Annotated in this window: 25 protein-coding genes; 12 read left to right on the forward strand and 13 right to left on the reverse strand. The window is 71.8% G+C overall.

Annotated features, from left to right (window positions below; all coding sequences use genetic code 11):
• Together ABD106_RS03220 and ABD106_RS03225 are read right to left on the reverse strand one after the other, a co-directional pair.
• Positions 1-305 (reverse strand): thiamine pyrophosphate-binding protein (locus ABD106_RS03220; protein WP_343917884.1); only part of this gene is annotated, 305 nt, incomplete at its 3' end.
• Between the two features lie 262 nt (positions 306-567).
• Entirely contained in the window at positions 568-1,755 is a 1,188-nt protein-coding gene (locus ABD106_RS03225; protein ID WP_343917235.1) for an ATP-binding protein, read from the reverse strand.
• 87 nt (positions 1,756-1,842) lie between these two features.
• Here ABD106_RS03225 and ABD106_RS03230 point away from each other — a divergent pair, with 87 nt between their 5' ends.
• Positions 1,843-2,535 (forward strand): lysoplasmalogenase family protein, encoded by a 693-nt coding sequence (locus ABD106_RS03230; RefSeq protein ID WP_343917237.1) that lies wholly within the window; start codon positions 1,843-1,845, stop codon positions 2,533-2,535.
• Between the two features lie 68 nt (positions 2,536-2,603).
• Positions 2,604-3,419: an aspartate/glutamate racemase family protein gene (locus ABD106_RS03235; RefSeq protein WP_343917239.1), complete on the forward strand. Its 816-nt coding sequence runs from the start codon at positions 2,604-2,606 to the stop codon at positions 3,417-3,419.
• Here the strand turns inward: ABD106_RS03235 and ABD106_RS03240 are convergent.
• Complete coding sequence (locus ABD106_RS03240) at positions 3,312-4,208, reverse strand: LysR family transcriptional regulator (protein WP_343917241.1); 897 nt, start codon at positions 4,206-4,208, stop codon at positions 3,312-3,314. The two genes, ABD106_RS03235 and ABD106_RS03240, sit on opposite strands and share 108 nt — an antisense overlap.
• 67 nt (positions 4,209-4,275) lie before the next feature.
• On the opposite strand from ABD106_RS03240, the gene ABD106_RS03245 reads away from it, so the two are divergent.
• On the forward strand, positions 4,276-4,569 hold the full coding sequence (locus tag ABD106_RS03245; protein ID WP_343917243.1) for a GNAT family N-acetyltransferase: 294 nt from the start codon (positions 4,276-4,278) through the stop codon (positions 4,567-4,569).
• Positions 4,570-4,574: 5 nt separating this feature from the next.
• Here ABD106_RS03245 and dhaM read toward each other — a convergent pair whose 3' ends face one another.
• The 3 genes from dhaM to dhaK form a co-directional block, all read right to left on the reverse strand.
• A complete protein-coding gene (dhaM, locus tag ABD106_RS03250; RefSeq protein WP_343917245.1) occupies positions 4,575-5,249 on the reverse strand; it encodes a dihydroxyacetone kinase phosphoryl donor subunit DhaM in 675 nt (224 codons plus the stop codon).
• Entirely contained in the window at positions 5,246-5,830 is a 585-nt protein-coding gene (dhaL, locus tag ABD106_RS03255; RefSeq protein ID WP_343917247.1) for a dihydroxyacetone kinase subunit DhaL, read from the reverse strand. Before dhaL ends, dhaM begins: the two co-directional genes overlap by 4 nt.
• Before the next feature lie 3 nt (positions 5,831-5,833).
• Entirely contained in the window at positions 5,834-6,838 is a 1,005-nt protein-coding gene (gene dhaK, locus ABD106_RS03260; protein ID WP_343917249.1) for a dihydroxyacetone kinase subunit DhaK, read from the reverse strand.
• A gap of 176 nt (positions 6,839-7,014) precedes the next feature.
• Between dhaK and ABD106_RS03265 the strand changes: the two genes are divergently transcribed.
• Together ABD106_RS03265 and glpK are read left to right on the forward strand one after the other, a co-directional pair.
• Positions 7,015-7,803 (forward strand): MIP/aquaporin family protein, encoded by a 789-nt coding sequence (locus ABD106_RS03265; protein ID WP_343917251.1) that lies wholly within the window; start codon positions 7,015-7,017, stop codon positions 7,801-7,803.
• A 96-nt stretch (positions 7,804-7,899) separates the two neighbouring features.
• Positions 7,900-9,411 (forward strand): glycerol kinase GlpK, encoded by a 1,512-nt coding sequence (gene glpK / locus ABD106_RS03270; RefSeq protein ID WP_343917253.1) that lies wholly within the window; start codon positions 7,900-7,902, stop codon positions 9,409-9,411.
• 39 nt (positions 9,412-9,450) lie between these two features.
• Here the strand turns inward: glpK and ABD106_RS03275 are convergent, their stop codons facing one another.
• Together ABD106_RS03275 and trpD are read right to left on the reverse strand one after the other, a co-directional pair.
• Complete coding sequence (locus ABD106_RS03275) at positions 9,451-10,404, reverse strand: hypothetical protein (protein ID WP_343917255.1); 954 nt, start codon at positions 10,402-10,404, stop codon at positions 9,451-9,453.
• Positions 10,405-10,411: 7 nt separating this feature from the next.
• Positions 10,412-11,464 carry an anthranilate phosphoribosyltransferase gene (gene trpD, locus ABD106_RS03280; RefSeq protein ID WP_343917257.1) on the reverse strand — a complete coding sequence of 351 codons (1,053 nt, stop codon included), beginning with the start codon at positions 11,462-11,464 and terminating at the stop codon, positions 10,412-10,414.
• A 77-nt stretch (positions 11,465-11,541) separates the two neighbouring features.
• Between trpD and ctaE the strand changes: the two genes are divergently transcribed.
• The 5 genes from ctaE (at position 11,542) to ABD106_RS03305 (ending at position 16,914) form a co-directional block, all read left to right on the forward strand.
• Positions 11,542-12,177 carry a cytochrome c oxidase subunit 3 gene (ctaE, locus tag ABD106_RS03285; RefSeq protein ID WP_486282180.1) on the forward strand — a complete coding sequence of 212 codons (636 nt, stop codon included), beginning with the start codon at positions 11,542-11,544 and terminating at the stop codon, positions 12,175-12,177.
• Between the two features lie 13 nt (positions 12,178-12,190).
• Entirely contained in the window at positions 12,191-13,003 is an 813-nt protein-coding gene (gene qcrC, locus ABD106_RS03290) for a cytochrome bc1 complex diheme cytochrome c subunit (protein WP_343917888.1), read from the forward strand.
• 63 nt (positions 13,004-13,066) lie between these two features.
• A complete protein-coding gene (qcrA, locus tag ABD106_RS03295; RefSeq protein WP_343917259.1) occupies positions 13,067-14,185 on the forward strand; it encodes a cytochrome bc1 complex Rieske iron-sulfur subunit in 1,119 nt (372 codons plus the stop codon).
• Complete coding sequence (gene qcrB, locus ABD106_RS03300) at positions 14,182-15,771, forward strand: cytochrome bc1 complex cytochrome b subunit (RefSeq protein WP_343917261.1); 1,590 nt, start codon at positions 14,182-14,184, stop codon at positions 15,769-15,771. Before qcrA ends, qcrB begins: the two co-directional genes overlap by 4 nt.
• A 93-nt stretch (positions 15,772-15,864) precedes the next feature.
• Entirely contained in the window at positions 15,865-16,914 is a 1,050-nt protein-coding gene (locus ABD106_RS03305; RefSeq protein ID WP_343917263.1) for an LLM class flavin-dependent oxidoreductase, read from the forward strand.
• On the opposite strand, the gene ABD106_RS03310 is transcribed toward ABD106_RS03305, so the two are convergent.
• Positions 16,911-18,074, reverse strand: a complete 1,164-nt coding sequence (locus ABD106_RS03310; protein ID WP_343917265.1) for a phosphotransferase family protein — start codon at positions 18,072-18,074, stop codon at positions 16,911-16,913. The two genes, ABD106_RS03305 and ABD106_RS03310, sit on opposite strands and share 4 nt — an antisense overlap.
• A 60-nt stretch (positions 18,075-18,134) precedes the next feature.
• Here ABD106_RS03310 and ABD106_RS03315 point away from each other — a divergent pair, with 60 nt between their 5' ends.
• Positions 18,135-19,187 carry an FUSC family protein gene (locus tag ABD106_RS03315; protein ID WP_343917267.1) on the forward strand — a complete coding sequence of 351 codons (1,053 nt, stop codon included), beginning with the start codon at positions 18,135-18,137 and terminating at the stop codon, positions 19,185-19,187.
• Here ABD106_RS03315 and ABD106_RS03320 read toward each other — a convergent pair.
• Positions 19,145-19,660: a hypothetical protein gene (locus ABD106_RS03320; protein WP_343917269.1), complete on the reverse strand. Its 516-nt coding sequence runs from the start codon at positions 19,658-19,660 to the stop codon at positions 19,145-19,147. The two genes, ABD106_RS03315 and ABD106_RS03320, sit on opposite strands and share 43 nt — an antisense overlap.
• A gap of 33 nt (positions 19,661-19,693) precedes the next feature.
• Between ABD106_RS03320 and ABD106_RS03325 the strand changes: the two genes are divergently transcribed.
• Entirely contained in the window at positions 19,694-20,155 is a 462-nt protein-coding gene (locus ABD106_RS03325) for a phosphohydrolase (protein ID WP_343917271.1), read from the forward strand.
• 29 nt (positions 20,156-20,184) lie between these two features.
• Here the strand turns inward: ABD106_RS03325 and ABD106_RS03330 are convergent, their stop codons facing one another.
• Genes ABD106_RS03330 through ABD106_RS03340 form a run of 3 tightly spaced genes read right to left on the reverse strand, consistent with a single transcriptional unit; the run spans position 20,185 to position 23,393 of the window.
• Positions 20,185-21,249, reverse strand: a complete 1,065-nt coding sequence (locus ABD106_RS03330; protein WP_343917273.1) for a lipid II:glycine glycyltransferase FemX — start codon at positions 21,247-21,249, stop codon at positions 20,185-20,187.
• Between the two features lie 9 nt (positions 21,250-21,258).
• Positions 21,259-22,326, reverse strand: a complete 1,068-nt coding sequence (locus tag ABD106_RS03335; RefSeq protein WP_343917275.1) for a lipid II:glycine glycyltransferase FemX — start codon at positions 22,324-22,326, stop codon at positions 21,259-21,261.
• A complete protein-coding gene (locus ABD106_RS03340; RefSeq protein ID WP_343917277.1) occupies positions 22,323-23,393 on the reverse strand; it encodes a lipid II:glycine glycyltransferase FemX in 1,071 nt (356 codons plus the stop codon). The genes ABD106_RS03335 and ABD106_RS03340 overlap by 4 nt, the downstream gene beginning before the upstream one ends.
• Positions 23,394-23,397 lie beyond the last annotated feature (4 nt).

A 23,397-nucleotide genomic window follows, 5' to 3' on the forward strand; every position in this document is an offset into this window, starting at 1 on the left:
CCGACGGCGGTCGCGATCGCCGACTGGTCGACGTCCCACGGGCGCCGGCCCGCGGTCGGCTGGTCGCCGACCACGAGCACGAGCGGCACGCGCGCGATCGCCGCCTCGGCGAGCGGCGTGATCGCGTTCGTGTAGCCGGGCCCGTAGGTCGTGGTCGCGATCGCGAGGCGCCCGCTCGAGCGGTAGTAGGCGTCGGCGGCGGCGACCGTCGCGGCCTCGTGGCGCACGGCGGTCACGGTCATGGCGCCGCGGCGCACGACGGCGTCGAGGAACCAGGCGTTGCCGTTGCCCATGAGCCCGAACACGTCGGTCGCGTGCTGCTCGAGCTCGGCGGCGATGGCTGCCGAGACGGTGGTGGCTGCGGGCGCGGTGCTGGCGTCGGAGGCGGTGCTGGTGGTGGTCGCGTCGGAGGTGACGGCGGTGGGGTGAGACACGGAGTGCTCCAGTGGAGACAGGAGGTTCGGCGACACTGCACGGAACCTCATCGATGGGGTCCATGTGTGTCGCGCGCTGCCGCGTGGCCCCATTTCTCGAGGCCCGGCGCTCGAGGCGCCTGACATGGTGATGCTAGTCGACGGCGGCGTCCGCGCCCGCATCCGCCTCGTCGCGGAACGTCGCGCGCGCCGCGGTCGGCAGGCCGAGCTGCGCGTCGTGCGGATGGTCCCGCAGGTGCTCGCGCATCCGCGGGATGGCGAAGTCGACGCGCCCGCGCTCCGGGGCGACGATGATGCCCGCGTCGAGCAGCCGCGCGCGCTGGCGGCCCGCGTTGCCGACGGATGCGCCCATCCGCTCGGCGACGTCGGTGGTCGACGCGGGCCCGTCGTCGTCGGCCATCGCGATGAGGTAGTCGCGGTCGCGGCCCGACAGCCCGCGCAGCGCCGGCACGATGACGCTCTCGCCCATCGCCGCGTGCGCGACGGCGACGGCGTGCTGCACCGCGTCGGGCACGATCTCGGTGACGCTCGGCTGGTACTCCCACGCGCGGGCGCCGATCGACTGCACCAGGAAGGGATAGCCCTCGCTCGCTCGCGCCGCCAGGTCGAGCGCCGGCTCGCCGATGGTGCGGCCGCGCTCGCGCACCGGCACCGCGATCGCCGCGCGCGCCTCGGCGAGCGTGAGCGTGTCGAGCCGCACCTGCTGCGCGCGGCGGAAGAACGTGAGCCCGTCGGCCTCGAGCGCCGCGGCGATCGAGGCCGGCACGCCCGCCGCGACGATCGCGATGCGCCGGTCCTCGCGCATGAGGTGCTGCACGGCGATCGCGATGCGGCGCAGCTCGTCGAGCGATGACGCCGAGACCTCGTCGAGGGAGAGCAGCACGCCGGCGCCTCGCGCCTCGGCGAGCTCGACGAGCCGCTCGAGCATGCTCTCGAGCCGCCGCTCGCGCGGGTACTGCGGCACGACCTGCGTCGTCGCACCGCCGAGCTGAAAGACCGTGAGGCCGGTCCACTCGCGCGCGTACGCCTCGGGGTCCTGCTCCTCGAGGAGCGCCGGCAGCCGGTCGTGCTCGAGCACCTCGATGAAGCCGACGTGCAGCGTGCCGTGCACGACCGTCCAGTCCCGGGCCCGTGCCTCGTCCTCGAGCGCGTTGAGCAGCACGGTCTTGCCGACGCCGCGCATCCCCGTGACGAGCGCGGCGCGGTAGGGCGACCACGCGCCGAGATCCAGCACCTCGCGCCACTCGTCGAGCAGTGCGTCGCGGCCCGCGAGCATCGGCGGCGAGATGCCGAAGCCCGGTCGGAAGGGATTGTCGTGCACGGCGACACTCTCCCACCCGCCGCCGACACCGGCGCGCGCCACACGGCCCGGCGAGCCGAGGGGCCCGGTCCGTGGAACGATGGGGCCATGCCCACGACCCCGCTGCCCCGGCCGCTGCGCGTGGGCTTCTGGATCGCCGGCGTGCTGCTCGTCGTCAACCTCGGTGCGGCGACGCTGCTCGCGCTCGAGATCGGCGACGCGGGGCTCCTCGAGCAGCTGCGCGTCGCCCTCATGTGGGCGCTCCTGCCCCCGATCTGGATCGCACTCCTCGCGCTCGGGGCGCTCCGGCATGCGGTCGGCCGCTGGCACGTCGCGGCAGCGGTGCTGTGCGGCCTCGGCGACGGGCTCGGCGCGACGACCGGGATCACGATCGTGCTGCTGGGGCTGTTCCTGCTCGGCCACATCGCCTACCTCGTCGCGCTGTGGCCGACGCGCCGCCGCTCGCTCGCCTGGGGTCCCGCCGCGATCGCCTACGCCGTCATCGCGCTCATCGCGGGCGGCGTCATCGCGATCGGCGCCGGCCCGCTCGCCGTGCCCGTGCTGCTCTACTCGCTCGTGCTCGCCGCCGTCGCGGCGCTCGCCGCGATCGATGTGCCCGGACTGCTCGGCGGCCTGCTGTTCATGGTCGGCGACCTCGTGCTCGGGCTCGGCCTGTTCGTCGTCGACATCCCCGACCCGCTGCGCTCCATCGTCGTGCTCGTCGCCTACGCGGCCGCGCAAGCGCTGCTCGCACTGAGCCTGCAGCAGCGGCTCCGCTTAGGGCTCGCGGTCGTCCCATAACCAGTGGTTGGCGCCGGGCGAGGCAACACGGTCTGGACGATGTCCCGCCGGTTTGCTGAGATCGACGCATGGACACCCCTCGGGAGCACGTGCTCGGCATCCTCGGCGGCATGAGCTGGCACTCCACGGCGCAGTACTACCGCGCGATCAACGAGCGCGTCGCGGTGGCGCGCGGCGGGCACGCATCGGCGCGGATCCTGCTCTCGAGCCTCGACTTCGCGGTCGTGCGCGACTGCCAGGTGCGCGACGACTGGGCGACGGCGGCCGCGATGCTCGCGGGCGAGGCCGCGGCGCTCGAGCGCGCGGGCGCCGGGTCGATCGCGATCGCCACGAACCTCATGCACCGCGTCGCCGACGAGGTGCAGGCGGCCGTCGGTGTTCCGCTCGTGCACATCGGCGACGCCGTGGCGGATGCCGCGGGCGCGCTGGGCGCACGGACGCTCGGCGTCGTCGGCACGCAGCGCGTGATGGCCGAGCGGTTCTACGCCGAGCGGCTCGGCCGCCACGGCATTCGCGTCGTCGTGCCGCCCGTCGAGGCCCAGGCGACGATCGACGCGATCATCTTCGACGAGCTCACGCGCGGCGTCGTGACGGATGCGGCGCGCGCCGTCTTCCGCGACGCGTTCGCGGCGCTCGTCGACGCGGGCGCCGAGGCGGTCGTGCTCGCCTGCACCGAGATCATGCTGCTCGTCGACGACCGGGACGCCGCGGTGCCGGTGATCGACTCATGCGCCGCGCACGCCGACGCGCTCGCGCGCATCGCGCTCGGCGAGCGCTCAGCGAGCGCGCTCGCTCCAGAGCTGCTGCATGGCGTCGAGCACGGTGCGGATCGCGGGCACGCGCTCGGCGCCGTGCCGGTGCCGCAGCGAGACCGTCCGGCCTGAGCCGTCGGCGAGCGGCGCGACGACGACGTCGTCGCGCGTGAGCACGCGCAGCGCCATCGACGGCAGCAGCGTCACGGAGCCGGTCGCGGCGACGAACGACTGGGCCGCGACGAAGTCGTCGGTCTCGAACTGGATCGTGGGCGCGAAGCCCGCGTCGGCGGCGAGCGACTCGAGATGGCGTCGGCAGCGCTCGCAGCCGCCCACCCAGTCGGCGCCGGCGAGCGACGCGAGCTCGATCGGCGAGCCGTCGGCGAGGGGGTGGTCGATGGGCAGCACGATGCACGACGGGTCGGCGCCGAGCGCGATGCGGGTCAGCTGCACGTCGTCGTGGAGCTCGTCGTACTCGAACGCGACCGCGACGTCGGCGTCGCCCGCGAGCACCGCCTCGATCGCCTCGGGCGGCTCGAGCTCGATCACCCGCGCGGTGAGGCCCGGCACCGCGAGCCTCGCCGCGGCGATCGAGCGCGGCACGAAGTCGGCGAGCGCCGACGGGAACGCGGCGATCGTTACGGTGCCCGCGCCCTCGGCGAGCGAGCGCAGCTCGGCCTCAGCCGAGCCGAGCAGCCCCGCGATGCCGTCGGCGTGCCGCAGCAGTCGCTGCCCGGCCTCGGTGAGCGTGACGCCGGTCGACGAGCGCAGCAGCAGCCCCTGCCCGACCTCCTCCTCGAGCAGGCGGATGTGCTGGCTCACGGCCGGCTGCGTCCACCCGAGCGCTCGGGCGCCACCGGAGACCGATCCCTCGCGCGCCACGGTGCGGAAGATCAGGATGCGTCGAGGGTCCAGCTGCATGGCTCCAGCATGCCGCACCGCCCGCCCGTTGCGGTGACCCTCAGGATCCCGGCGTAGCGTCGCGGCCATGAGCGAGCAGCAGGAGCAGATCGAGATCGTGGACAACCCCGAGCGCCAGCGGTTCGAGGCGCGCGTCGGCGGTGCTGTCGCCGGCTTCGCCGACTACCGCGACCGCGAGGGCGTCCGCGCGTTCCCCCACACCGAGGTCGACCCGTCGTTCGGCGGCCGCGGCATCGGATCGACGCTCGTCGACGAGGCGCTGCGCGCGACGATCGCCTCGGGCAAGCGGATCGTGCCGCAGTGCTCCTTCGTCGCCGCGCGCGTGCAACAGGACGAGTTCGCCGCGCACGTCGCGCAGTAGCGCCGCTACGACTCCCCGAAGCGGTCGCGCACGAGCGCGCCGATCGCGTCGATCGCCTCCGCCGCTTGCGGTCCGGTCGCCTCGAACGTCGCGAGCGCACCGCGGTCGAGCCCGAGCGCGAGCACGCGCAGCAGGCTCTTCGCGTCGACGCCGTCGACGGTCACCGAGGCGTCGAAGCCGGTCACCGTGCGGACGAGCTCCGACGCCGGCCGGGCGTGCAGGCCGTGCTCGTTCTCGAGCGCGATCTCGAGCCGCGCGGTGGCCGGCTCGGCGCGCTCGGCCGCCGGCTCCGTCGGCGCCGGAGCGGCGGTCGCGGCGGGCTCTGCGGCCGCGACCACGCGGTCGAGCGGCTCTCCCGCCTCGGCCGCGACCGCGGCCGCGACCGCGCCCTCGACGATCGGCGCGTCGGCGATGCGGATGCGCTCGGGCGCGTCGGCGAAGTCGAGCGCCGTCTCTGCGGTGAGCACCGCGGAGCCGAGGTCGCACAGCACGACGACGCCGTCGCCCGACTCCGCCTTGGCGAGCGCGGCCTGGACGCGGTCGAAGCTCGTGCCGATCCCGCCGTCGTCGGTGCCGCCGGCGGCGACGATCGCGACCGACGGCGCCATCTGCGCCGCGAGCTCGACGACGCCCTCGGCGATCCGTGCCGAGTGCGAGACGATGACGAGGCCGACCGTCACCGGGTCTCCGCGGCGGCGCGCAGCATGAGCGCGGTCGACTCGCTGCCGGGATCGCGGTGGCCGACGGCCCGCTCCCCCAGGTACGACGCACGACCCTTGTGGGCGACGAGCGGCTCGGTCGCCGCCGCTCCCTCGGCGGGCGCCGCGGCTGNCGCCGCGTCGACGGCCGGCGTCCACGCATCCACCATCGTCTTGTCGCCGGGCTCCGCCTTGCCGCGCGCCACGATGCCGTCGCGCGCGGCCGTGAGCACCTCGACGAGCGCCGGGGCGTCGAGCTCCGCCCGATCCCCCGCCGCCATCGCGCCCTTGAGGAACGCCGTGCCGTAGAGCGGCCCGGCTGCGCCGCCGACGGTCGAGATGAGCGTCGTCGCGACGAGCTTCAGCACCGCGCCCGGCGTCGCGCCGTCATCGAGCGCGTCGAGCTTGCCGAGCACGGCCTGGAACCCGCGATCGAGGTTCTCGCCGTGGTCGGCGTCGCCGATCGCTCGGTCGAGCGCGGTCAGCTCGAGCTTGCGGCGCGCGACCTCCGCCGCGACCGCCTCGATCCAGCGGCGCGTCCATGCGCCGTCGAGAGCGGCCAAGGCCTACCGCCCCCAGCGCAGCGCCGCGGTGTGCACGGGCGCGTCGTAGAGGCCGAGCATCTCGTCGTCGACCTGCAGCAGCGTGATCGAGACGCCCTGCATCTCGAGGCTCGTCACGTACGAGCCGACGAGCGAGCGGGCGAGCTCGATGCCGTGCTCGGCGAGCACCTCGGCCGCGCGCCGGAAGACGATGTAGAGCTCGGACTGCGGCGTGCCGCCCATGCCGTTCACGAGCAGCACGACGCGGTCGCCCTTCGAGAACGGCAGGTCCTCGAGGATCGGCTGCATGAGCCGGTCGACGATGCGGTCGGCGGGCTCGAGCGCGATGCGCTCGCGCCCCGGCTCGCCGTGGATGCCGATGCCGATCTCGACCTCGTCCTCGCCGAGCGTGAAGCTCGGCTCCTGGGCGTGCGGCACGGTGCAGGGCGAGAGCGCCATGCCCATCGTGCGGACGCGGCTGTTCACCCTGCGCGCGACCTCGGCGACCTCGTCGAGCGAGTCGCCGCGCTGCGCCGCGGCGCCCGCGAGCTTCTCGACCAGCAGGGTGCCGGCGACGCCGCGCCGGCCAGCCGTGTAGAGGGAGTCCTTCACCGCGACGTCGTCGTCGACGATGACGGTCTGCACCTCGATGCCCTCGGCGAGCGCGAGGTCGGCAGCCGTCTCGAAGTTGAGCACGTCGCCCGTGTAGTTCTTCACGATGTGCAGCACGCCCGAGCCGGCGTCGACCTGCTTCGTCGCCTCGAGGATGGGATCGGGGGTCGGCGAGGTGAACATGGCGCCGGGCACCGCGGCGTCGAGCATCCCGAAGCCGACGTAGCCGGCGTGCAGCGGCTCGTGGCCCGAGCCGCCGCCCGAGACGAGGCCGACCTTGCCCTGCACGGGCGCGTCGGCGCGGACGACGACGAACGGCGGGTCGATGACGACGCGCACGAGGTCGGCATGCGCTGCGGCGAAGCCTGCGACGCCTTCGTCGACCGTCTTCGTGGGGTCGTTGATGAGCTTCTTCACGGTGCGACTCTCCTTCTTGGTGGCCGGTGCGGCTCACGCTACGCCCCGACGCCGGGAATCTCGATCGTGCAGTGCGAAGATCTCTCGGATTCTTGGCGCGACCGGGCTATCGTGTGCCGTACCACCCGCGCGGGCGGTACGGGCGATGACGCCCGTGGAAGAGAAAGCAGGTACCTGTGGACCTCGACATCGGTCTGGTATTCCTCTCAGAGCTCGTGGGCACGGCGTTGCTCGTCCTGCTCGGCTGCGGCGTCGTCGCCAACGTCGTGCTCAAGGGCACCAAGGGCTTCGGCGGCGGCTTCCTGATGATCAACTTCGGCTGGGGACTCGCGGTCTTCTCCGGCGTCGTCGTCTCCATCTACTCCGGTGCGCACATCAACCCGGCCGTCACGTTCGGCCTGCTGTCGAACGCGCTCGCGACCGGCGCGGACTACCAGTGGGCGGCGCTCCCCGCCTACCTCGGCGGCCAGCTCCTCGGCGCCTTCCTCGGAGCGGTGCTCTGCTGGCTCGCCTACAAGCAGCACTTCGACGCCGAGGAGGACCCGGGTGCCAAGCTCGGCACGTTCTCGACCGGCCCGGCGATCCGCTCGACCGGCTGGAACCTCATCACCGAGATCATCGGCACGTTCGTGCTCGTGTTCGTCGTCATCGCGTTCGGCTTCCAGGGCGGCGCGGACAGCGACACGCCCGCCGGCCTCGCCTCGCTCGGCGCGCTGCCTGTCGCGCTGCTCGTCGTCGGCATCGGCGCATCGCTCGGTGGACCGACCGGCTACGCCATCAACCCGGCCCGAGACCTCGGCCCGCGCATCGCGCACGCAGTGCTGCCCATCAAGGGCAAGGGCTCGAGCGACTGGGGCTACGCCTGGATCCCGGTCGCCGGCCCGATCATCGGCGGCGTGCTCGCGGGGCTCGCAGCTCCCGCGCTCGTCGCGATGATCGCCGCGGGGCCCGCCGTCGGCGCCTGATCGCACGGGATGGGGGCCGACCCGGCCCCCATCCCGCCGCGGCCCCGTGCCGCTCCACACGCAGCAGCGCTTCCATCACCCAACGAAGGAGTTCCGGTGAACGACTACGTCATCGCCATCGACCAGGGCACGACCTCGACTCGCGCCATCCTCTTCGACCACGCCGGCAGCATCGTGTCGACGGGCCAGCTCGAGCACGAGCAGATCTTCCCCCAAGCCGGATGGGTCGAGCACGACCCGAAGGAGATCTGGAACAACACCCGCGAGGTCATCGGCCAGGCGCTCTCGAAGGCCAACGTCACGCGCCACAACGTCAAGGCGATCGGCATCACGAACCAGCGCGAGACCGCGGTGGTGTGGAACAAGACGACCGGCGAGCCCGTCTACAACGCGATCGTCTGGCAGGACACCCGCACGCAGAAGATCGTCGACCGGCTCGCCGACGGCGACACCGACCGCTACAAGCCGAAGGTGGGCCTGCCGCTCGCGACCTACTTCTCGGGCACGAAGATCGTCTGGATCCTCGAGAACGTCGACGGCGCGCGCGAGGCGGCGGATGCCGGCGACCTGCTGTTCGGCACGACCGACTCGTGGGTGCTGTGGAACCTCACGGGCGGCGTGAACGGCGGCGTCCACGCGACCGACGTGACGAACGCCTCGCGCACCCTGTTCATGGACCTCGAGTCGCTCGAGTGGGACGACGAGATCCTCGCCGACTTCGGCGTGCCGCGGTCGATGCTGCCCGAGATCAAGCCCTCCTCGGGCGAGTTCGGCATCGCGGCGTCCGAGTCGCTGCTGCGCGAGACGCCGATCACCGGCATCCTCGGCGACCAGCAGGCCGCGACGTTCGGCCAGGCCGCCTTCGACAAGGGCGAGGCGAAGAACACCTACGGCACCGGCAACTTCCTCATCTTCAACACGGGCGAGGAGATCGTCCACTCGAAGAACGGGCTGCTCACGACCGTCGGCTACAAGATCGGCGACGAGCCCACGCACTACGCGCTCGAGGGCTCGATCGCGGTCACCGGCTCGCTCATCCAGTGGCTGCGCGACAATCTCGGGCTCATCAAGGACGCGCCGTCGGTCGAGCAGCTCGCGAAGACGGTCGACGACAACGGCGGCGCCTACTTCGTGCCGGCGTTCTCGGGCCTCTTCGCGCCGTACTGGCGGCCGGATGCGCGCGGCGCCCTCGTGGGCCTCACGCGCTACGTCAACAAGGGCCACATCGCGCGCGCGGCGCTCGAGGCGACCGCGTTCCAGACCGCCGAGGTCGTCGACGCGGTCAACGCCGACTCGGGGGTCGACCTCACCGAGCTCAAGGTCGACGGCGGCATGATCGCGAACGACACGCTCATGCAGTTCCAGGCCGACATCCTGCAGGTGCCGGTCATCCGTCCCGTGGTCGCCGAGACCACGGCGCTCGGCGCCGCCTACGCCGCCGGCCTCGCGGTCGGCTTCTGGGCATCGCTCGACGAGCTGCGCGAGCAGTGGCAGGAGGACTCGCGCTGGGAGCCGCAGATGGAGCAGGAGGCGCGCGACCGCACCTACCGCAACTGGAAGAAGGCCGTGCAGAAGACGCTCGACTGGGTGGACGACGACGTGTCCTGACCCGCGGTGCGAGCTGAGGGGGCGGCTGCGGCCGCCCCCTCAGTGCTGCGCGCGGTAGATCGGGTCGCTCAGCCAGATCACGGCGGCCGCGATCGCGAGCACGACCATCGTCGTGCGCGCGGTCGAGACGGCGAGCACGATCGACGCCCACCAGTCGTCCTCCGTCGAGAGCCGGCCGCGAGCCGTCGGCTGCTTCGCCGAGATGGCGACGGGGATCGCGATGAGGTCGAGCCCGGCGAGCATGGTGATAATCGCGGATCGCAGGCGCTGTCCCTCGCCCGTCCGCGACGCGCGCCCCGAGCCGTGCGGCTCCGCGACGTTCGCGACCGGCAGCAGCGCGCGCATCCAGCCGTCGAGCCACCAGCCGAGCAGCACGAGGCCGAGCACGAGCACGAGCATCACGCCGCGCGCGACCACCTCGTCGGCCGCGGTCTGCGCCTCCTCCCACGGGTTCGCGGCGAGCTGCCGCCGGATCGTCGGCAGCGCACGGGCGAAGAACGCGGCGCCCGCCGTCGCGTAGCCGAGCGCGACGATGAGGATCGTGAGCGGATGCCGCATCCGCACGAGCATCCACACCATCACGAGCGCGCCGCCAGCGCAGAACTGGATCGCGTCGAGCGCGCCGTAGGTCGTCGCGCCGAGCAGCGGGGTCGACTGGATCAGGATGATGGCGACGTGGCAGAGCGCGAAGAGCGCGATGCAGTACACCGCGCCGAGCCGATAGCTGCTCGAGGCCGGCGCGACGAGCGCGGCGAGCAGCAGCAGCAGCACGCCGATGCCGCGCAGCGTCAACGACGGCGCGAAGGTCGGCGGCCGGTGGAGCAGCAGCGTGAGGCCGTAGCACGCGAGCAGCCCGCCGATCGCGAGGGCGACGAGCAGGATCGACCGCGAAGCGCGATCCGCCCACGACAGCGGCCACGAGTGCCAGACCTCGTCGCGCGACCAGGTCGACTGGCGCTGCGCGCGCGGTCGCTCGGCGACCTCGGCGGTCACGCGCGGCTCAGCTCGCGGCGGCGCGCCAGGCCTCGAGGGTGCGCGTCGCCGCCCCCGAGTCGATCGCCGCGCGCGCGACCTCGAGCTCCTCCGCGAGCCGCTCGACGAGCGGGCGGTCCTTCTGCCGCACGTCGCCGTCGAGGCGCCAGGCGACGAGCGCGGCTGCCGCGTTCAGCAGCACGATGTCGCGCACCGCGCCCTGCTCCCCCGCGAGCGTCCGTCGCAGCACCTCGGCGTTCTGCTGCGCCGAGCCGCCGCGCAGGTCGTCGAGCTGCGCGCGAGGGATGCCGAGCTCGCGGGGATCGATGTCGTGCTCCACGACGTCGCCGCGCGCGACCTCCCACAGCGCCGAGTGACCCGTGGTCGTGAGCTCGTCGAGCCCGTCCTCGCCGCGCACGACGAGCGCGGTCGCGCCGCGGGTCGCGAACACGCCCACGAACTGCTCGATGACGCGCTTGTCGGCGACGCCCACGAGCGAGACCTCGGGCCGCGCCGGGTTGACGAGCGGGCCGAGGTAGTTGAAGACGGTCGGCACGCCGAGCTGCGCGCGCACGGGCCCCGCGTGCCGGAAGCCGGGGTGGAACCGCGTCGCCCACGCGAACGAGATGCCCGCCGCGTCGAGGATGCGTCGCACGAGCGCCGGATCGTCGTCGGCCGGCACGAGGCCGAGGGCGTCGAGCACGTCCGACGCGCCCGAGGAGGATGAGACGGCGCGGTTGCCGTGCTTGAGCACCGGCACGCCAGCGGCCGCGACCACGATGCTCGCCGTGGTCGAGATGTTGACGGTGTGCTGCCGGTCCCCGCCGGTGCCGACGATGTCGACCACCCGCGTCTCGCCGGGCAGCGGCACGGCGGCCTCGAGGATCGCGTCGCGGAATCCCACGAGCTCCTCCGCGACGACGCCCTTGCCGCGCAGCGCGATGAGGAAGCCGGCGATCTGCGACTCGGTCGCGCGCCCCGCCACGATCTCCGCCATCGCCCATTCGGCCTGGCGGATGGCGAGATCCTCGCCGTCGAGGAGCGTCTCGAGCACGACTGGCCAGGTCAAGAGGCGATCCATGCTCCAAGCCTAGCTTTCCGCGGCACGCTGGCCCGCCGGGTCCGCCGGACGCCGAGTTCTGTCACTAGGATGGGAGCGTGTCCACTACTGCGCTCTCCCCGTCGCCGTCGGCGCCGATGATCAGGCGGCCGAACACCGTTGCGGTCGGCACCATCGTCTGGCTCGGCAGCGAGGTCATGTTCTTCGCCGGCCTGTTCGCCATCTACTTCACGCTGCGCTCGATGTCGGGAGATCTCTTCTCGACCGAGGCCGAGAAGCTGAACGTGATCTTCGCCACCGTCAACACGACCATCCTGCTCGCCTCGAGCTTCACGTGCCAGGCCGGCGCCAACGCCGCCGAGCACCATCAGGCGTTCCGCACCGGCGGCAGGTTCCAGCTCTCCAAGTGGGGCATGGTCGAGTGGTTCTACCTCACCTACGCCATGGGCGCGATCTTCGTCATGCTGCAGGTGTTCGAGTACATCGTGCTCATCAGCGAGAACGTGACGCTGTCGTCGAACTCGTACGGCTCCGCGTTCTACCTCACCACCGGCTTCCACGGCCTCCACGTGACGGGCGGGCTCTTCGCCTTCCTCTTCGTCATCGGCCGGGCGTACGCCGTCAAGCGCTTCGGGCACAAGGAGGCGACGAGCGCGCACGTCATCTCCTACTACTGGCACTTCGTCGACGTGGTCTGGATCGGCCTGTACCTCGTCATCTACTGGCTCAAGTAAGCAACGGTTGGGACTGAGAACGTTGGCATCACGCAAGAAGACCGGTCGTCGGCACCCGCTCGCCAGCGCGGCGCTCCTCATCATCGGACTCGTCGCCGCAGGCGGCGCGTCCGTCGCTGTGGGCTCCGTCGCCAACGCCGAGCCGGCGACGACCCCCCACTCCCAGCTCACCGCGGCAGACGGCGAGGCGATCTTCCGCGCCAACTGCGCGTCGTGCCACGGCCTCAACGCCGAGGGCACCGAGAACGGTGTGAGCCTCATCGGCGTCGGCGCCGCATCCGTCAACTTCCAGGTCATGACCGGCCGGATGCCGATGGCCATGCAGGGCCCGCAGGCGCTCGAGCGCGAGCCGATGTTCACGCAGGAGCAGTCCGACGCGATGGGCGACTACATCGCCTCCCTCGCCCCCGGGCCCGACCGCCCCTCCGAGGAGATGCTCGACACGTCGGTCGTCGACGCCGAGGGCATCGCCTCCGGTGGAGCGCTCTTCCGCATCAACTGCGCGATGTGCCACAACGTCGCCGGCGCCGGCGGTGCGCTCACCGAGGGCAAGTTCGCGCCGCCGCTCGGCGGCGTCGCCCCCGAGCACATCTACGAGGCCATGATCACGGGCCCGCAGAACATGCCGGTGTTCAACGACGCCAACATCTCGCCGGAGCAGAAGCGCGAGATCATCGCCTACCTGCACTACCTCGACGAGAACCCCTCGGTCGGCGGCTTCGACCTCGGCAACCTGGGCCCGGTCTCCGAGGGCCTGTTCATCTGGATCTTCGGTCTCGGCGGCATCGTCGCGATCACGGTCTGGCTCACCTCGAAGCCCAACTGAGCCATGGCCCAGGACACAGGCTCCAGGAACGCAGAGACCCAGCACCCCGAGAGGACCAGCAGCATGTCGGCTGAAGGCCAGTCCGTCCCCGCCCAGCAGCACGAGGTCGCGGTGTACGACCGCGGTGCGGCTGTCGTGCAGTCGGACGCGTTCGAGAACCCCGGCCTGCCGCCGCACCGCCCGCGCCAGACCGACCTGCACCCCGAGAAGGCCCGTCGCGCCGAGCGCCAGGTCGTCGGCTGGTTCCTGCTGTCGATGCTCGGCTCGGTGCTCGCGATCGTCGCGTACATCGCCGTGCCGATCGAGTCCGGCGACATGGGCACCGTGCGTTTCAACAACCTCTTCCTCGGCCTCGGCATCGCGCTCGCGCTGCTCGGCGTCGGCTTCGGCGGCATGCACTGGGCCCGCCAGCTCATGAGCTCGCACGAGGTCGTCGAGGAGCGCCACCTCTCTCGCGGCTCCGAGAAGAGCCGTGCCCGCGCCGTCGAGATCTTCCAGCTCGGCGACGAGGAGTCGGGCTTCTCGCGCCGCTCGCTCATCCGCAACACGCTCATCGGCGCCGTCGCGCTCCTGCCGCTGCCGGCCGTCGTGCTGTTCCGCGACCTCACCCCGTCGACCGACCCGGTCGCGGAGCTGTCGTACACGATGTGGAAGCCGGGCTCGCGCCTAGCGCTCGACCCCTCCGGCACCCCCATCAAGGCATCCGACGTCACGATCGGCTCGGCCTTCCACGTCATCCCCGAGGAGCTCTCGGAGATCGGCCACAACGAGGGCTACCTCGACCAGAAGGCCCTCGCCGCCGTCCTCCTCGTCCGCCTGCCGCTCGACCGCCTCAACGAGCAGCCCGACCGTGCCGGCTGGTCGTACGACGGCATCGTCGCCTACTCGAAGATCTGCACGCACGTCGGCTGCCCCGTGGCGCTGTACGAGCAGCAGACCCACCACCTGCTCTGCCCCTGCCACCAGTCGACCTTCGACGTGACGAACCACGCCAAGGTCATCTTCGGACCGGCCAAGCGCGCGCTCCCGCAGCTGCCCATCACCGTCGACGACGAGGGCTACCTGGTCGCGCAGCGCGACTTCACCGAGCCGATCGGCCCCTCGTTCGCCGAGCGCCTGGGTCGCGTCGACCCGGAACACGTGCCGCTGTCGTCGGCGGCTGACATGGAGAACCGCGCATGACCTCCACAACCCCCCGCCCCACCGTCACCGCTGCGGCGGCGAACTACCTCGACGAGCGCACGAGCCTCTCGACGATGGTCGCGACGCTCGGCCGCAAGGTCTTCCCGGACCACTGGTCGTTCATGCTCGGCGAGATCATCCTGTACTCGTTCGTGGCGATCCTGCTCTCGGGCACCTTCCTCACGTTCTTCTTCGAGCCGTCGATGACGGCCGTGCACTACGAGGGCTCCTACGTGCCGCTCAAGGGCATGGAGATGTCGGCCGCCTACGCGTCGACCATCAACCTCTCGTTCGACGTGCGCGGTGGCCTGCTCATGCGCCAGCTGCACCACTGGTCGGCGCTGCTGTTCGTGGCCGCGATCGGCCTGCACATGCTCCGCGTGTTCTTCACCGGCGCGTTCCGCAAGCCCCGCGAGATCAACTGGGTCGTCGGCTTCATCCTCTTCATCCTCGCGATGGCCGAGGGCTTCACGGGCTACTCGCTCCCCGACGACCTGCTCTCGGGCAACGGCCTCGCGATCATCAACGGCATGGTCAAGGGCATCCCGTTCGTCGGCAACTGGGTCTCGTTCATGCTCTTCGGCGGGCTGTTCCCGGGCGACGACGTCGTGCCGAGGCTCTTCGTGCTGCACATCATGCTGCTGCCGGCGCTCGTGATCGCGTTCATCGGCATCCACCTCGTGCTCATGGTCGTCAACAAGCACACGCAGTTCGCCGGCCCCGGCAAGACCAACGACAACGTCGTCGGCGCGCCGATCATGCCGCTGTTCGCCGCGAAGGCCGGATCGTTCTTCTTCATCGTGTTCGGCGCCCTCGTCGCGATCGCGTCGACCTTCACGATCCTGCCGCTGTGGGAGTACGGACCGTACGACCCCTCACCCGTCTCGGCCGGCACCCAGCCGGACTGGTACATCGGGTTCGCCGACGGCGCGCTCCGCCTCGCACCGGGCCTCGAGTCCGAGATCCTGGGCCTGACGATCTCGTGGAACATCCTCGTCCCGATGGCGGTGCTCGGCCTCTTCATCGTGCTCGTGATGTTCTACCCGTTCATCGAGCAGTGGATCACGGGCGACAAGCGCGAGCACCACCTCGCCGAGCGTCCCCGCAACAACCCGACGCGCACGGCCATCGGCGTCGCCGGCATCGTGTTCTACGCGGTGATGTGGGCCGCGGCCTCGTCCGACCTGATCGCGACGCACTTCCACCTCAACGTGTTCCAGGTCACCTGGGTGCTGCAGGCGACCCTCATCCTCGGCCCGATCATCGGCTACTGGGTGACGAAGCGGATCGCGATCGGCCTCCAGAAGAAGGACCGCGAGATCCTGCTGCACGGCTTCGAGTCGGGCAACATCCGCCGGCTCCCGGGCGGCGAGTACATCGAGGTGCACGAGCAGCTCGACGAGTACGAGTCGTGGAAGCTCAAGGCCTTCGACACCTACGAGCCCGTCATGGTGCGACCGAACGCCAAGGGCAAGATCACCCCGGCGACGCACGTGCGCGCGGCGCTCACGCGCTGGTTCTTCGAGGACCGCATCGCTCCCGTGAGCCGCGGCGAGCTGGAGGCCGCGAAGCACGACCACCACTGATCAGGCACCACTGATCAGGCACGCGAAGGGCCCGGGAGCGATCCCGGGCCCTTCGTCGTGGAATGCCGGCCCTCGCGGCGCGTTGCCCTGAGCATGCCCCTCGAATTCGGTGTCCACACCTTCGCGTCCATCCCCGTCGTCGACGGTGCCCCGCTCAGCCCCGCGCGCGTCCTCCGCGACGTCGTGCAGGAGGGCATCGCGGCCGACCGGGCCGGGCTCGCGTTCTTCGGCGCCGGCGAGCACCACCGGGCGGACTTCGCGATCAGCGCCCCCGAGATCGTGCTGGGCGCGCTCGCGACGGTGACGGAGCGCATCCGGCTCGGCACCGCGGTCACCGTGCTCTCGTCGAACGACCCGGTGCGGGTCTTCGAGCAGTTCGCGACCCTCGACGGCGTCTCGAGCGGCCGCGCCGAGCTCATCGTCGGCCGCGGCTCGTTCACCGAGTCGTTCCCGCTCTTCGGCTACCGCCTCGAGGACTACCAGGACCTCTTCGAGGAGCGCCTCGAGCTGCTCGCGGCGCTCGTGCGGGAGGAGCCCGTCACGTGGTCGGGCCGGCTCCGCGCCCCCCTCGCCGAGCAGTCGGTGCACCCGCGCTCGCACGCAGCCGAGCACGGCGGGCGGATGCCCGTGTGGGTCGGCGTGGGCGGCTCACCCGAGTCGGTCATCCGCACCGCCCGCCACGGCTTCGACATGATGCTCGCGATCATCGGCGGCAGCCCGGCGCAGTTCGCGCCGTTCTCGGGCCTGTACCGCAAGGCGATGGAGCAGTTCGGCCACAGCGGCGGCCGCGTGGGCATGCACTCCCCCGGGCTCATCGCCGAGACCGACGCCGAGGCGAAGCGCACCCTCATGCCGCAGTGGCTCGTGTACCGCAACCGGCTCGGCCTCGAGCGCGGCTGGGGCGAGGGCACCGAGCGCGAGTTCGACGCGGGCGCGGCCGAGCACGGCGCGCTCTTCGTCGGCAGCCCCGAGACGGTCGCGCAGAAGATCGTGTGGGCGCACGAGACGCTCGGCATCGAGCGCTTCGACCTCAAGTACGACTCCGGCACTCGCCACGAGGACAACCTGCGCTCGATCGAGCTGTTCGGCCGCGAGGTCGTGCCACGCGTGCGCGCGCTGCTCGGCGAGCAGCCGGAGGGCTAGGCCAGCAGCGCCTCGGCGCGCTCGAGCAGCTCCTGCGCCGATGCGCTGCCGCGGTCGTCGCCACGGCCGGCGTTGGCGAGCGCATGGCCCATGAGGTGGGTCGCGGCGATCGCCGCGACCCACCGGTCGCTCACCCAGCCGGCCTGCAGCTCGTCGGCGAACGCGGCGAGCGCCCGACCGGCGTCGGTCGCGGGCGTGCGCTCGATCGCCGACACGACGACGTGCCCGAACAGCGCGCCGCGGTCATCGGCCGGGTCGCCGAGCCCCGCGGTGTCGATGTCGAGGATGCCGGTGACCGTCGAGGGCGCGGTGCCGTCGACGAAGATCTGGCCGAGGTGCAGGTCGCCGTGGATCGTCACGGGGCGAGGCTGCGGCGTCGCGCCGTAGTGCTCCGCGACGGAGCGCGCGAGCCGCGCGGTCTGCCGGCCGAACAGCGGGGCCGTCTCCTGCATCCGCTCGGCGTACCAGTCGACGCGTCGCGCGAGCGACTCGCGCGCGCCGATCGAGACGGGCACCGACGCGATGTGCTGCGTGAGCTCGTCGAGCCCGCGCGCGAACTGGGCGCGATCGATGCGGTCGAAGACGTCGATCGCCGGCACGCCGGGCAGCTCGCCCAGCAGCACGAGGCCCGCCTCCGAGAAGCCGAGCGATCGGGGCACGGGCACGCCCGCCGCCCGGAACCGCTCGTGCAGGTCGTGGATCGACGAGGCAAGGGATGGATGCACGACCTTCGCGAACCAGCGGTCGGTCGCCGTCTCGACGCGGAGCACGGCTCGCTTCCCTGGCCGGTACGCCTCCATCCGCAGCTTCGCGCCCTCGGCGGCGATGCCGAACTTCGACAGCACGACGCCCGCGGCCTCGGGGTACGACACCGCCGGGAGCGACGGCAGCGCGGGGTCCTGCGGGTACGCCCACGCGGTCAGGCGACGGCCGGAGGCGTCGACGAGCTCGACGGTGTGCTCGTCCATCGGCGCGCTCGGCGACGTGTTCACGTAGATCGTCACGCGCTCGATGACGTCCTCGCGCGTGCGCACCCCGCACGAGAACCCGACGATGAATCCCTCGTTGACCGGCTCGACGTCCTTCTGCGCGAAGTCGACGAGCTCGCGCCCGCTCTCGGCGACGAGCCGCATCAGGACGGCGGCGGCGTTGTCGAGCATCCCCCCATCCAACACTGCTCGCGCCGGTTCCGGCTGCGACGCGCGTATATCGTGGGGCACATGCGGTGGCTGGGACGGCTCACGGGCGAACAGCAGGCCCCGTGGCTGCAGGTGCTCAAGGTGCTCGTCGCGATCGCGGTCGCGTGGGGCGTGAGCACCCTGCTGCTCGGCACCGAGCTGCCGATCTTCGCGGCGATCGCCGCGCTGCTCGTCGTCGCGCCGAGCGTGAGCCAGTCGATCGGCAAGGGCGTCGAGCGGTCGGCGGGCGTGCTCGGCGGCGTCGTGCTCGCGTGGCTCGCGACGCTCGTGCTGCCATCCGGTCCGCTCATCGTGCTCGCGGTCACCCTCGTCGCCGTCGTCGTCGCCCGCGCGCTGCGGCTCGCGCCGATGGCGGCGAACCAGCTGCCGATCAGCGCGATGATCCTGCTCGCGCTCGGGGCGGGCGCCGGCCCGCTGTTCGGCTTCGAGCGCGTCATCGAGACGGTCATCGGGGCGGCGTGCGCGCTGCTCATCAACCTCGTCGTCGTGCCGCCCGTGCAGCACGAGCCCGCCGAGCAGGTCATGCGCGAGACGGCGCACGCCGTCGCGGACGCCTACGAGCACGTCGCGCGCGCCCTCACCGCGCACGACGACATGGACGGCGCGAAGCTGCTCGCCGAGGCGCGCGCGCTGCGCGCCGGCATCCAGCGCACGCGCGCCGCGATGGACGCGCTCGAGGAGTCGACGAGGCTCAACCCGCGCGCGCGATCGATGGCCGAGCGGATCGAGCGCGACGAGCGGCTGCTGCTGACCCTCACGGTGCTCGTGAACCGCGTGATCGGCATGGCGCGCAGCATCGCCGACCGGTTCGAGGCATCCGTCGCCGACGACCCGACCGTGCACCGCGTGGGCGCAGAGGCGCGCCGCATCGCGCACACGGTGCGCACGCTCGTCGACAGCCACGCGATCGACGACGGCCGCACGCGCTCGATGACGCTGCTCGAAGGGCCGACGCTCACGACCCCGATCACCGTGCCGCGACCGCACCCCACGCACTGGGTGCTCATCGGCGCCCTGCTCGAGGACGTGCGTCAGGCGCGCGAGTCGCTCGAGGCAGGAGCCGTCGGCGAGTAGGGCGCGAGCCACTGCAGCCGCCAGAACTCGTCAGCCGAGAGCTCGAAGGAGTGCGTGTCGATCGCGACGGCGCGGCGCACCGCGTCGGGGTCGAGGTGCGGGCGCGCGAGGATCGAGACCGCGCTCTGCCGCAGCAGCGCCGACCTGCCGTAGTGGATGGCGAGGATGTCGCCGGTCGCGGGCGTGTCGGAGACGACGTAGGCGCTCGAGAGCAGCCGCGAGCGGCCGAGCATTCGCCACGAGAAGTGCCGGCCGGCCCACGCGGCCTCGGCGATCACCTCGCGGTCTCCCTTGTCGGGGCGGTGGTACTCGTACACCTCGCGCAGCTGGAGCGGCGAGTTGCGCACGAGCTCGAAGGTGACGCGCGGGTTCCTGCGCTCGGGGTGGGTCCAGTACGGGAACGTCGTCGCCCGGATGGCCCACGTGCCGCGCAGCAGCCGCGCCAGCTCGGCGGGATCGGCGACTCGTGACATGCGTTCAGGATAGCCACCGGATACGCTCGCGTCATGGCGCATGACGACCTCGACCGCGCGATCGCCGTCGCGGCCCGCGCCTTCGACGGCCGCGTCGACCGGCAGGGAGAGCCCTACATCGCCCACGCCCTCCGCGTGACGCTCGACGTCGAGGGCGACGACGAGCGCGCCGTCGCGATGCTCCACGACGTGTTCGAGTGGGGCACGGTGTCGCTCCGCGAGTTCCACGCGCAGAAGTTCCCCAAGCGGATCGTCGACGCCGTCGACGCGCTCACGAAGCGGCAGGGCGAGTCGATGCCCGAGCACGTCGAGCGCGTGCGCGCGAGCGAGCTCGCGATCGCCGTCAAGATCGCCGACCTGCGCGACAACGCGCTCGCGTGGCGGCTCGACGCGCTCGACGCCGGCACGCGCGACCGGCTCGTGCGGATGTACCGCGAGACGGCGCAGCTGCTCGGCTCGAGCCTCGACGAGATCTGCGGTCGCGAGGTCGAGTAGGTCTGCTGCAGCTGCGGTCCCAGCCGCTGCTACCAGATGCCCCAGGGGCGTCGGCGCACGCGCCGCTCGATCGGCAGCAGCAGCCGCAGGAACAGCCGGTAGCGCGCCTCGTCGAGCACGAGGTCGTGGCTCGGCAGGTGGTCGGTGATCGGCCCGAAGAGGCGCTTGAAGACGCCCGGGCCGTGCATGCGGTGCGACTCGTCGTCGGCCTGCCACGACGGCGGGGTCGCGTACGTGTCGTAGACCTCGCGCCCCTGCTCCTTGAACCACTGCATCGCCGTCCAGCGCATGAGGTGGGCGCCGCCGCGGATCGCGCGGTCCGGCACGCTCCCGCCGTCCTTCGCGAGGGCGTAGCGGCCGAAGCCGATCATGAACGCGGATGCCTGCGGGCCGTCGTGCGCGCCGTCGTAGCCGAACCAGAAGTGGCCCTGCCCGCGCTCGCACAGCTCGCTCCAGAGCGTGCGGTAGTAGTCGTACGACTTCATCGTCGCGACGCCCTTGCCGCCCGCGACGGTCTGCATGAGCGCGTACATCTGCTCGTACGTCTCCTCCGAGTGCGGCGCCTTCTCGACCCGGTACCCGTGCTTGATGGCGTTGCGGATGTGGTTGCGCAGCTTCTTGTTGAAGCCCGCGAAGATGTCGTCGACCGGCGGAGTGAGGTCGACGAGCACGGTGTGCACGTTCTGCTGGATGGTGTTCGTCGCCCGCAGCCCCGCGGCTCTCAGTGCTTCCCGACGCTCGGGCGTGTCGACCTCGAAGGGCTCGAGCTTGATCGCGAAGACGCCCTTGGTGACGTCCTCGCGCGCGGCGCGCAGCGCATCCGCGATGCCCGCGAGGTCGTCGAACGCTGCTCCCGGGCCGAGCGGCAGGTACCAGAAGCGGCCGGCGGCGCTGCGGTGCTCGAGCGCGAGCGCGTGCACGGTCGTCTCGCCGCGCGCGAGCACGAGGAAGACGGGGTGGAGGCGCTCCTGCGCCTTGAGCCGCGCGTAGGCGAGCCCCTGGGTCCACTGGCCCCCGTCGGGGTTGGCCTGCACCCGGGCGTCCCAGTCGGTGAGCTCGTCCTGCCTCGCGCGGCGGATCGTCCATGCGGTCATGCTCGGCTCCTATCGCAGGGCGTCGGTGCCGGGCTTGATGCGCCACTCGATGCGGCGCACGACGTGCTCCCACAAGCGGTGCCGCGTGCCGCGCAGCACGATGTCGAAGGACGGCAGGTAGCTCACGACCGGCCCGAACTTCTTCTTGAACTGGCCGACGCCGTGGTACCAGTGGCTCTCGTCGTCCATGAGGTCGGGGCGAGGGGTGCCGCACAGGTCGAAGGCGGTCCTGCCGTCGGCCGCGGCGTCCTGCATCGCCCGCCACAGCAGCAGCGCCGCACCCCCGGCGATGCTCCGGGTCGGTCGCGACCCGCCGTCCTTGTAGACGGCCGTGCGGCCCGCGAGCGACACGAAGATCGCGGCCTGCGCCTCGTCGGAGTCGTCGTCGTAGCCGAAGTAGAAGCGGCCGTTGCGGGTCTTCGCGAACTCGCCCCAGAAGAGCCGGTAGTACGCGTACTCCCGCATCGCCGCGACGCCCTTGCCGCCGTTGATGGTCCTGAGCAGCTCGTAGAAGCGCTCGAAGTCGTGCTCGGTCGCGTCGTGCGCCTCGATGCGCTCGACCCGGTAGCCCTTGTTCTCGGCGCCCCGGATCGACGAGCGCAGCTTCTTCTGGAAGTCCATGATGAGCTCGTCGCCGCGCGTGAGGTCGAGCACGACCGTGTGCGTCAGCAGCTGCATGTCGCGGCTGCGGATGGCGCCGGTCGCCTCCATGCGCGCGATGCGCTCGGGCGTGCGCAGCAGGTGCGGCTCGACCTTGATCGCGAGCAGCCCCGGTTGGCGCGCGCCGAACTCGCGCATCGCGGCGACCATGCCCTCGAGGTCGTCGCACGTCGGGCCGAGCGGGATGTACCAGTAGCGGCCGAGCCACACGCGGCCCTCGTGGGCGAGCGCGTAGACGGTCTGCGGCCCCTCGACGACGAGGAACCGCGGCTCCAGCCGGTCGTAGCGCTTGATCTCCCCCATCGCGCGCGCGCTCGTCATGATGCCGCCGTCGGGGTTCTGCTCGATGAGCTCGTCCCAGCGCGCGATCTCGTCGTCGGTCGCGAAGCGGACGCTCGTGGTCGCCTGTGCTGTCATCGGAGCGTGTCCGGGCCCTTCCTGATGCGCCACTCGACGCGGCGCACGACCTGCTCCCACACGCGGTGGCGGAGCGGGTGCAGCACGAGGTCGAACGACGGCAGGAAGTCGGTGATCGGGCCGAAGCGGAGCTTGAACTGCGCGAGCCCGTGGAAGGGGTGCGACTCGTCGTCCGCCTGCGCGGCCGGCGGCGTGCCGGCGAGGTCGAACGCGAGCATGCCGTCGGCTGCGCAGTCCTGCATCGCGGTCCACAGCAGCAGCGCGGAGCCGCCGTTGATCTTGCGGTTCGGCCGCGAGCCGCCGTCCTTGTAGACGGCGGTGCGGCCGGCGGTCGTGACGAAGATGCCGGCCTGCGGCTCGTCGCCCTCGTCGTCGTAGCCGAAGTAGAAGCGGCCCGTGCCCGCCTCGGCGAACGCGCCCCAGAACCGGTCGTAGTAGGCGCGCTCGCGCATCCCCGCCATGCCCTTGCCGCCCTGCACCGTGAGCATCATCGCGTGCATGCGGTCGAAGGTCTCCTGGGTGGGCTTCGGCCGCTCGACGCGGTAGCCCTTCTTGACCGCGCCGCGCACCTGGCGGCGGATCATCTGCGAGAAGGAGGCGAACAGCTCCTCCTCGCCCTGCGCGAGGTCGAGCACGACGGTGTGCGTCATCACCTGCATGTCGCGGCTCTGCTCGAGGCCGAGCGCGACGAGCTCCTCGATGCGCGCGGGGCTCGACTCGAGGTGCGGCTCGATCTTCACCACGAGCAGTCCCGGCTGCTGCCGCGCGAACGCGCGGAGCCCCTCGACGACGGCGGGCATGTCGGTCGCCGTCGGTCCCATGGGCAGGTACCAGTAGCGGCCGAGCGACACCTTGCCCTCGAGAGCGAGGGCGTGGATGCGCTCGGTGCCGGTCGGGGACGGCGCGTCGATCACGAGGAAGACGGGTTCGAGGCCGTCGAACCGCTTCGTCTCGGCGAACGCCGACGACTGCACCATGTGCCCGCCGTCGGGGTTCGACTCGATCCGCGCGTCCCAATCGGCGATCTCGTCGGGGGATGCGCGGCGGACGGCAGCTGGAGCGGGCATGGAA

The organism is Agrococcus citreus, assembly GCF_039527715.1.
In the GTDB taxonomy this organism is placed as follows: domain Bacteria; phylum Actinomycetota; class Actinomycetes; order Actinomycetales; family Microbacteriaceae; genus Agrococcus; species Agrococcus citreus.

Bases quoted from the DNA above. Each gene is read 5' to 3' on its own strand.
- ABD106_RS03320 (WP_343917269.1), bottom strand. From the start codon at position 19,660: ATGTCACGAGTCGCCGATCCCGCCGAGCTGGCGCGGCTGCTGCGCGGC.
- ABD106_RS03305 (WP_343917263.1), top strand. From the start codon at position 15,865: ATGCCCCTCGAATTCGGTGTCCACACCTTCGCGTCCATCCCCGTCGTC.
- ABD106_RS03230 (WP_343917237.1), top strand. From the start codon at position 1,843: ATGCCCACGACCCCGCTGCCCCGGCCGCTGCGCGTGGGCTTCTGGATC.
- qcrB (WP_343917261.1), top strand. From the start codon at position 14,182: ATGACCTCCACAACCCCCCGCCCCACCGTCACCGCTGCGGCGGCGAAC.
- qcrA (WP_343917259.1), top strand. From the start codon at position 13,067: ATGTCGGCTGAAGGCCAGTCCGTCCCCGCCCAGCAGCACGAGGTCGCG.
- ABD106_RS03340 (WP_343917277.1), bottom strand. From the start codon at position 23,393: ATGCCCGCTCCAGCTGCCGTCCGCCGCGCATCCCCCGACGAGATCGCC.
- ABD106_RS03240 (WP_343917241.1), bottom strand. From the start codon at position 4,208: ATGCAGCTGGACCCTCGACGCATCCTGATCTTCCGCACCGTGGCGCGC.
- ABD106_RS03245 (WP_343917243.1), top strand. From the start codon at position 4,276: ATGAGCGAGCAGCAGGAGCAGATCGAGATCGTGGACAACCCCGAGCGC.
- ABD106_RS03325 (WP_343917271.1), top strand. From the start codon at position 19,694: ATGGCGCATGACGACCTCGACCGCGCGATCGCCGTCGCGGCCCGCGCC.
- ABD106_RS03315 (WP_343917267.1), top strand. From the start codon at position 18,135: ATGCGGTGGCTGGGACGGCTCACGGGCGAACAGCAGGCCCCGTGGCTG.
- trpD (WP_343917257.1), bottom strand. From the start codon at position 11,464: ATGGATCGCCTCTTGACCTGGCCAGTCGTGCTCGAGACGCTCCTCGAC.
- ABD106_RS03330 (WP_343917273.1), bottom strand. From the start codon at position 21,249: ATGACCGCATGGACGATCCGCCGCGCGAGGCAGGACGAGCTCACCGAC.
- ABD106_RS03310 (WP_343917265.1), bottom strand. From the start codon at position 18,074: ATGCTCGACAACGCCGCCGCCGTCCTGATGCGGCTCGTCGCCGAGAGC.
- ABD106_RS03235 (WP_343917239.1), top strand. From the start codon at position 2,604: ATGGACACCCCTCGGGAGCACGTGCTCGGCATCCTCGGCGGCATGAGC.
- ABD106_RS03335 (WP_343917275.1), bottom strand. From the start codon at position 22,326: ATGACAGCACAGGCGACCACGAGCGTCCGCTTCGCGACCGACGACGAG.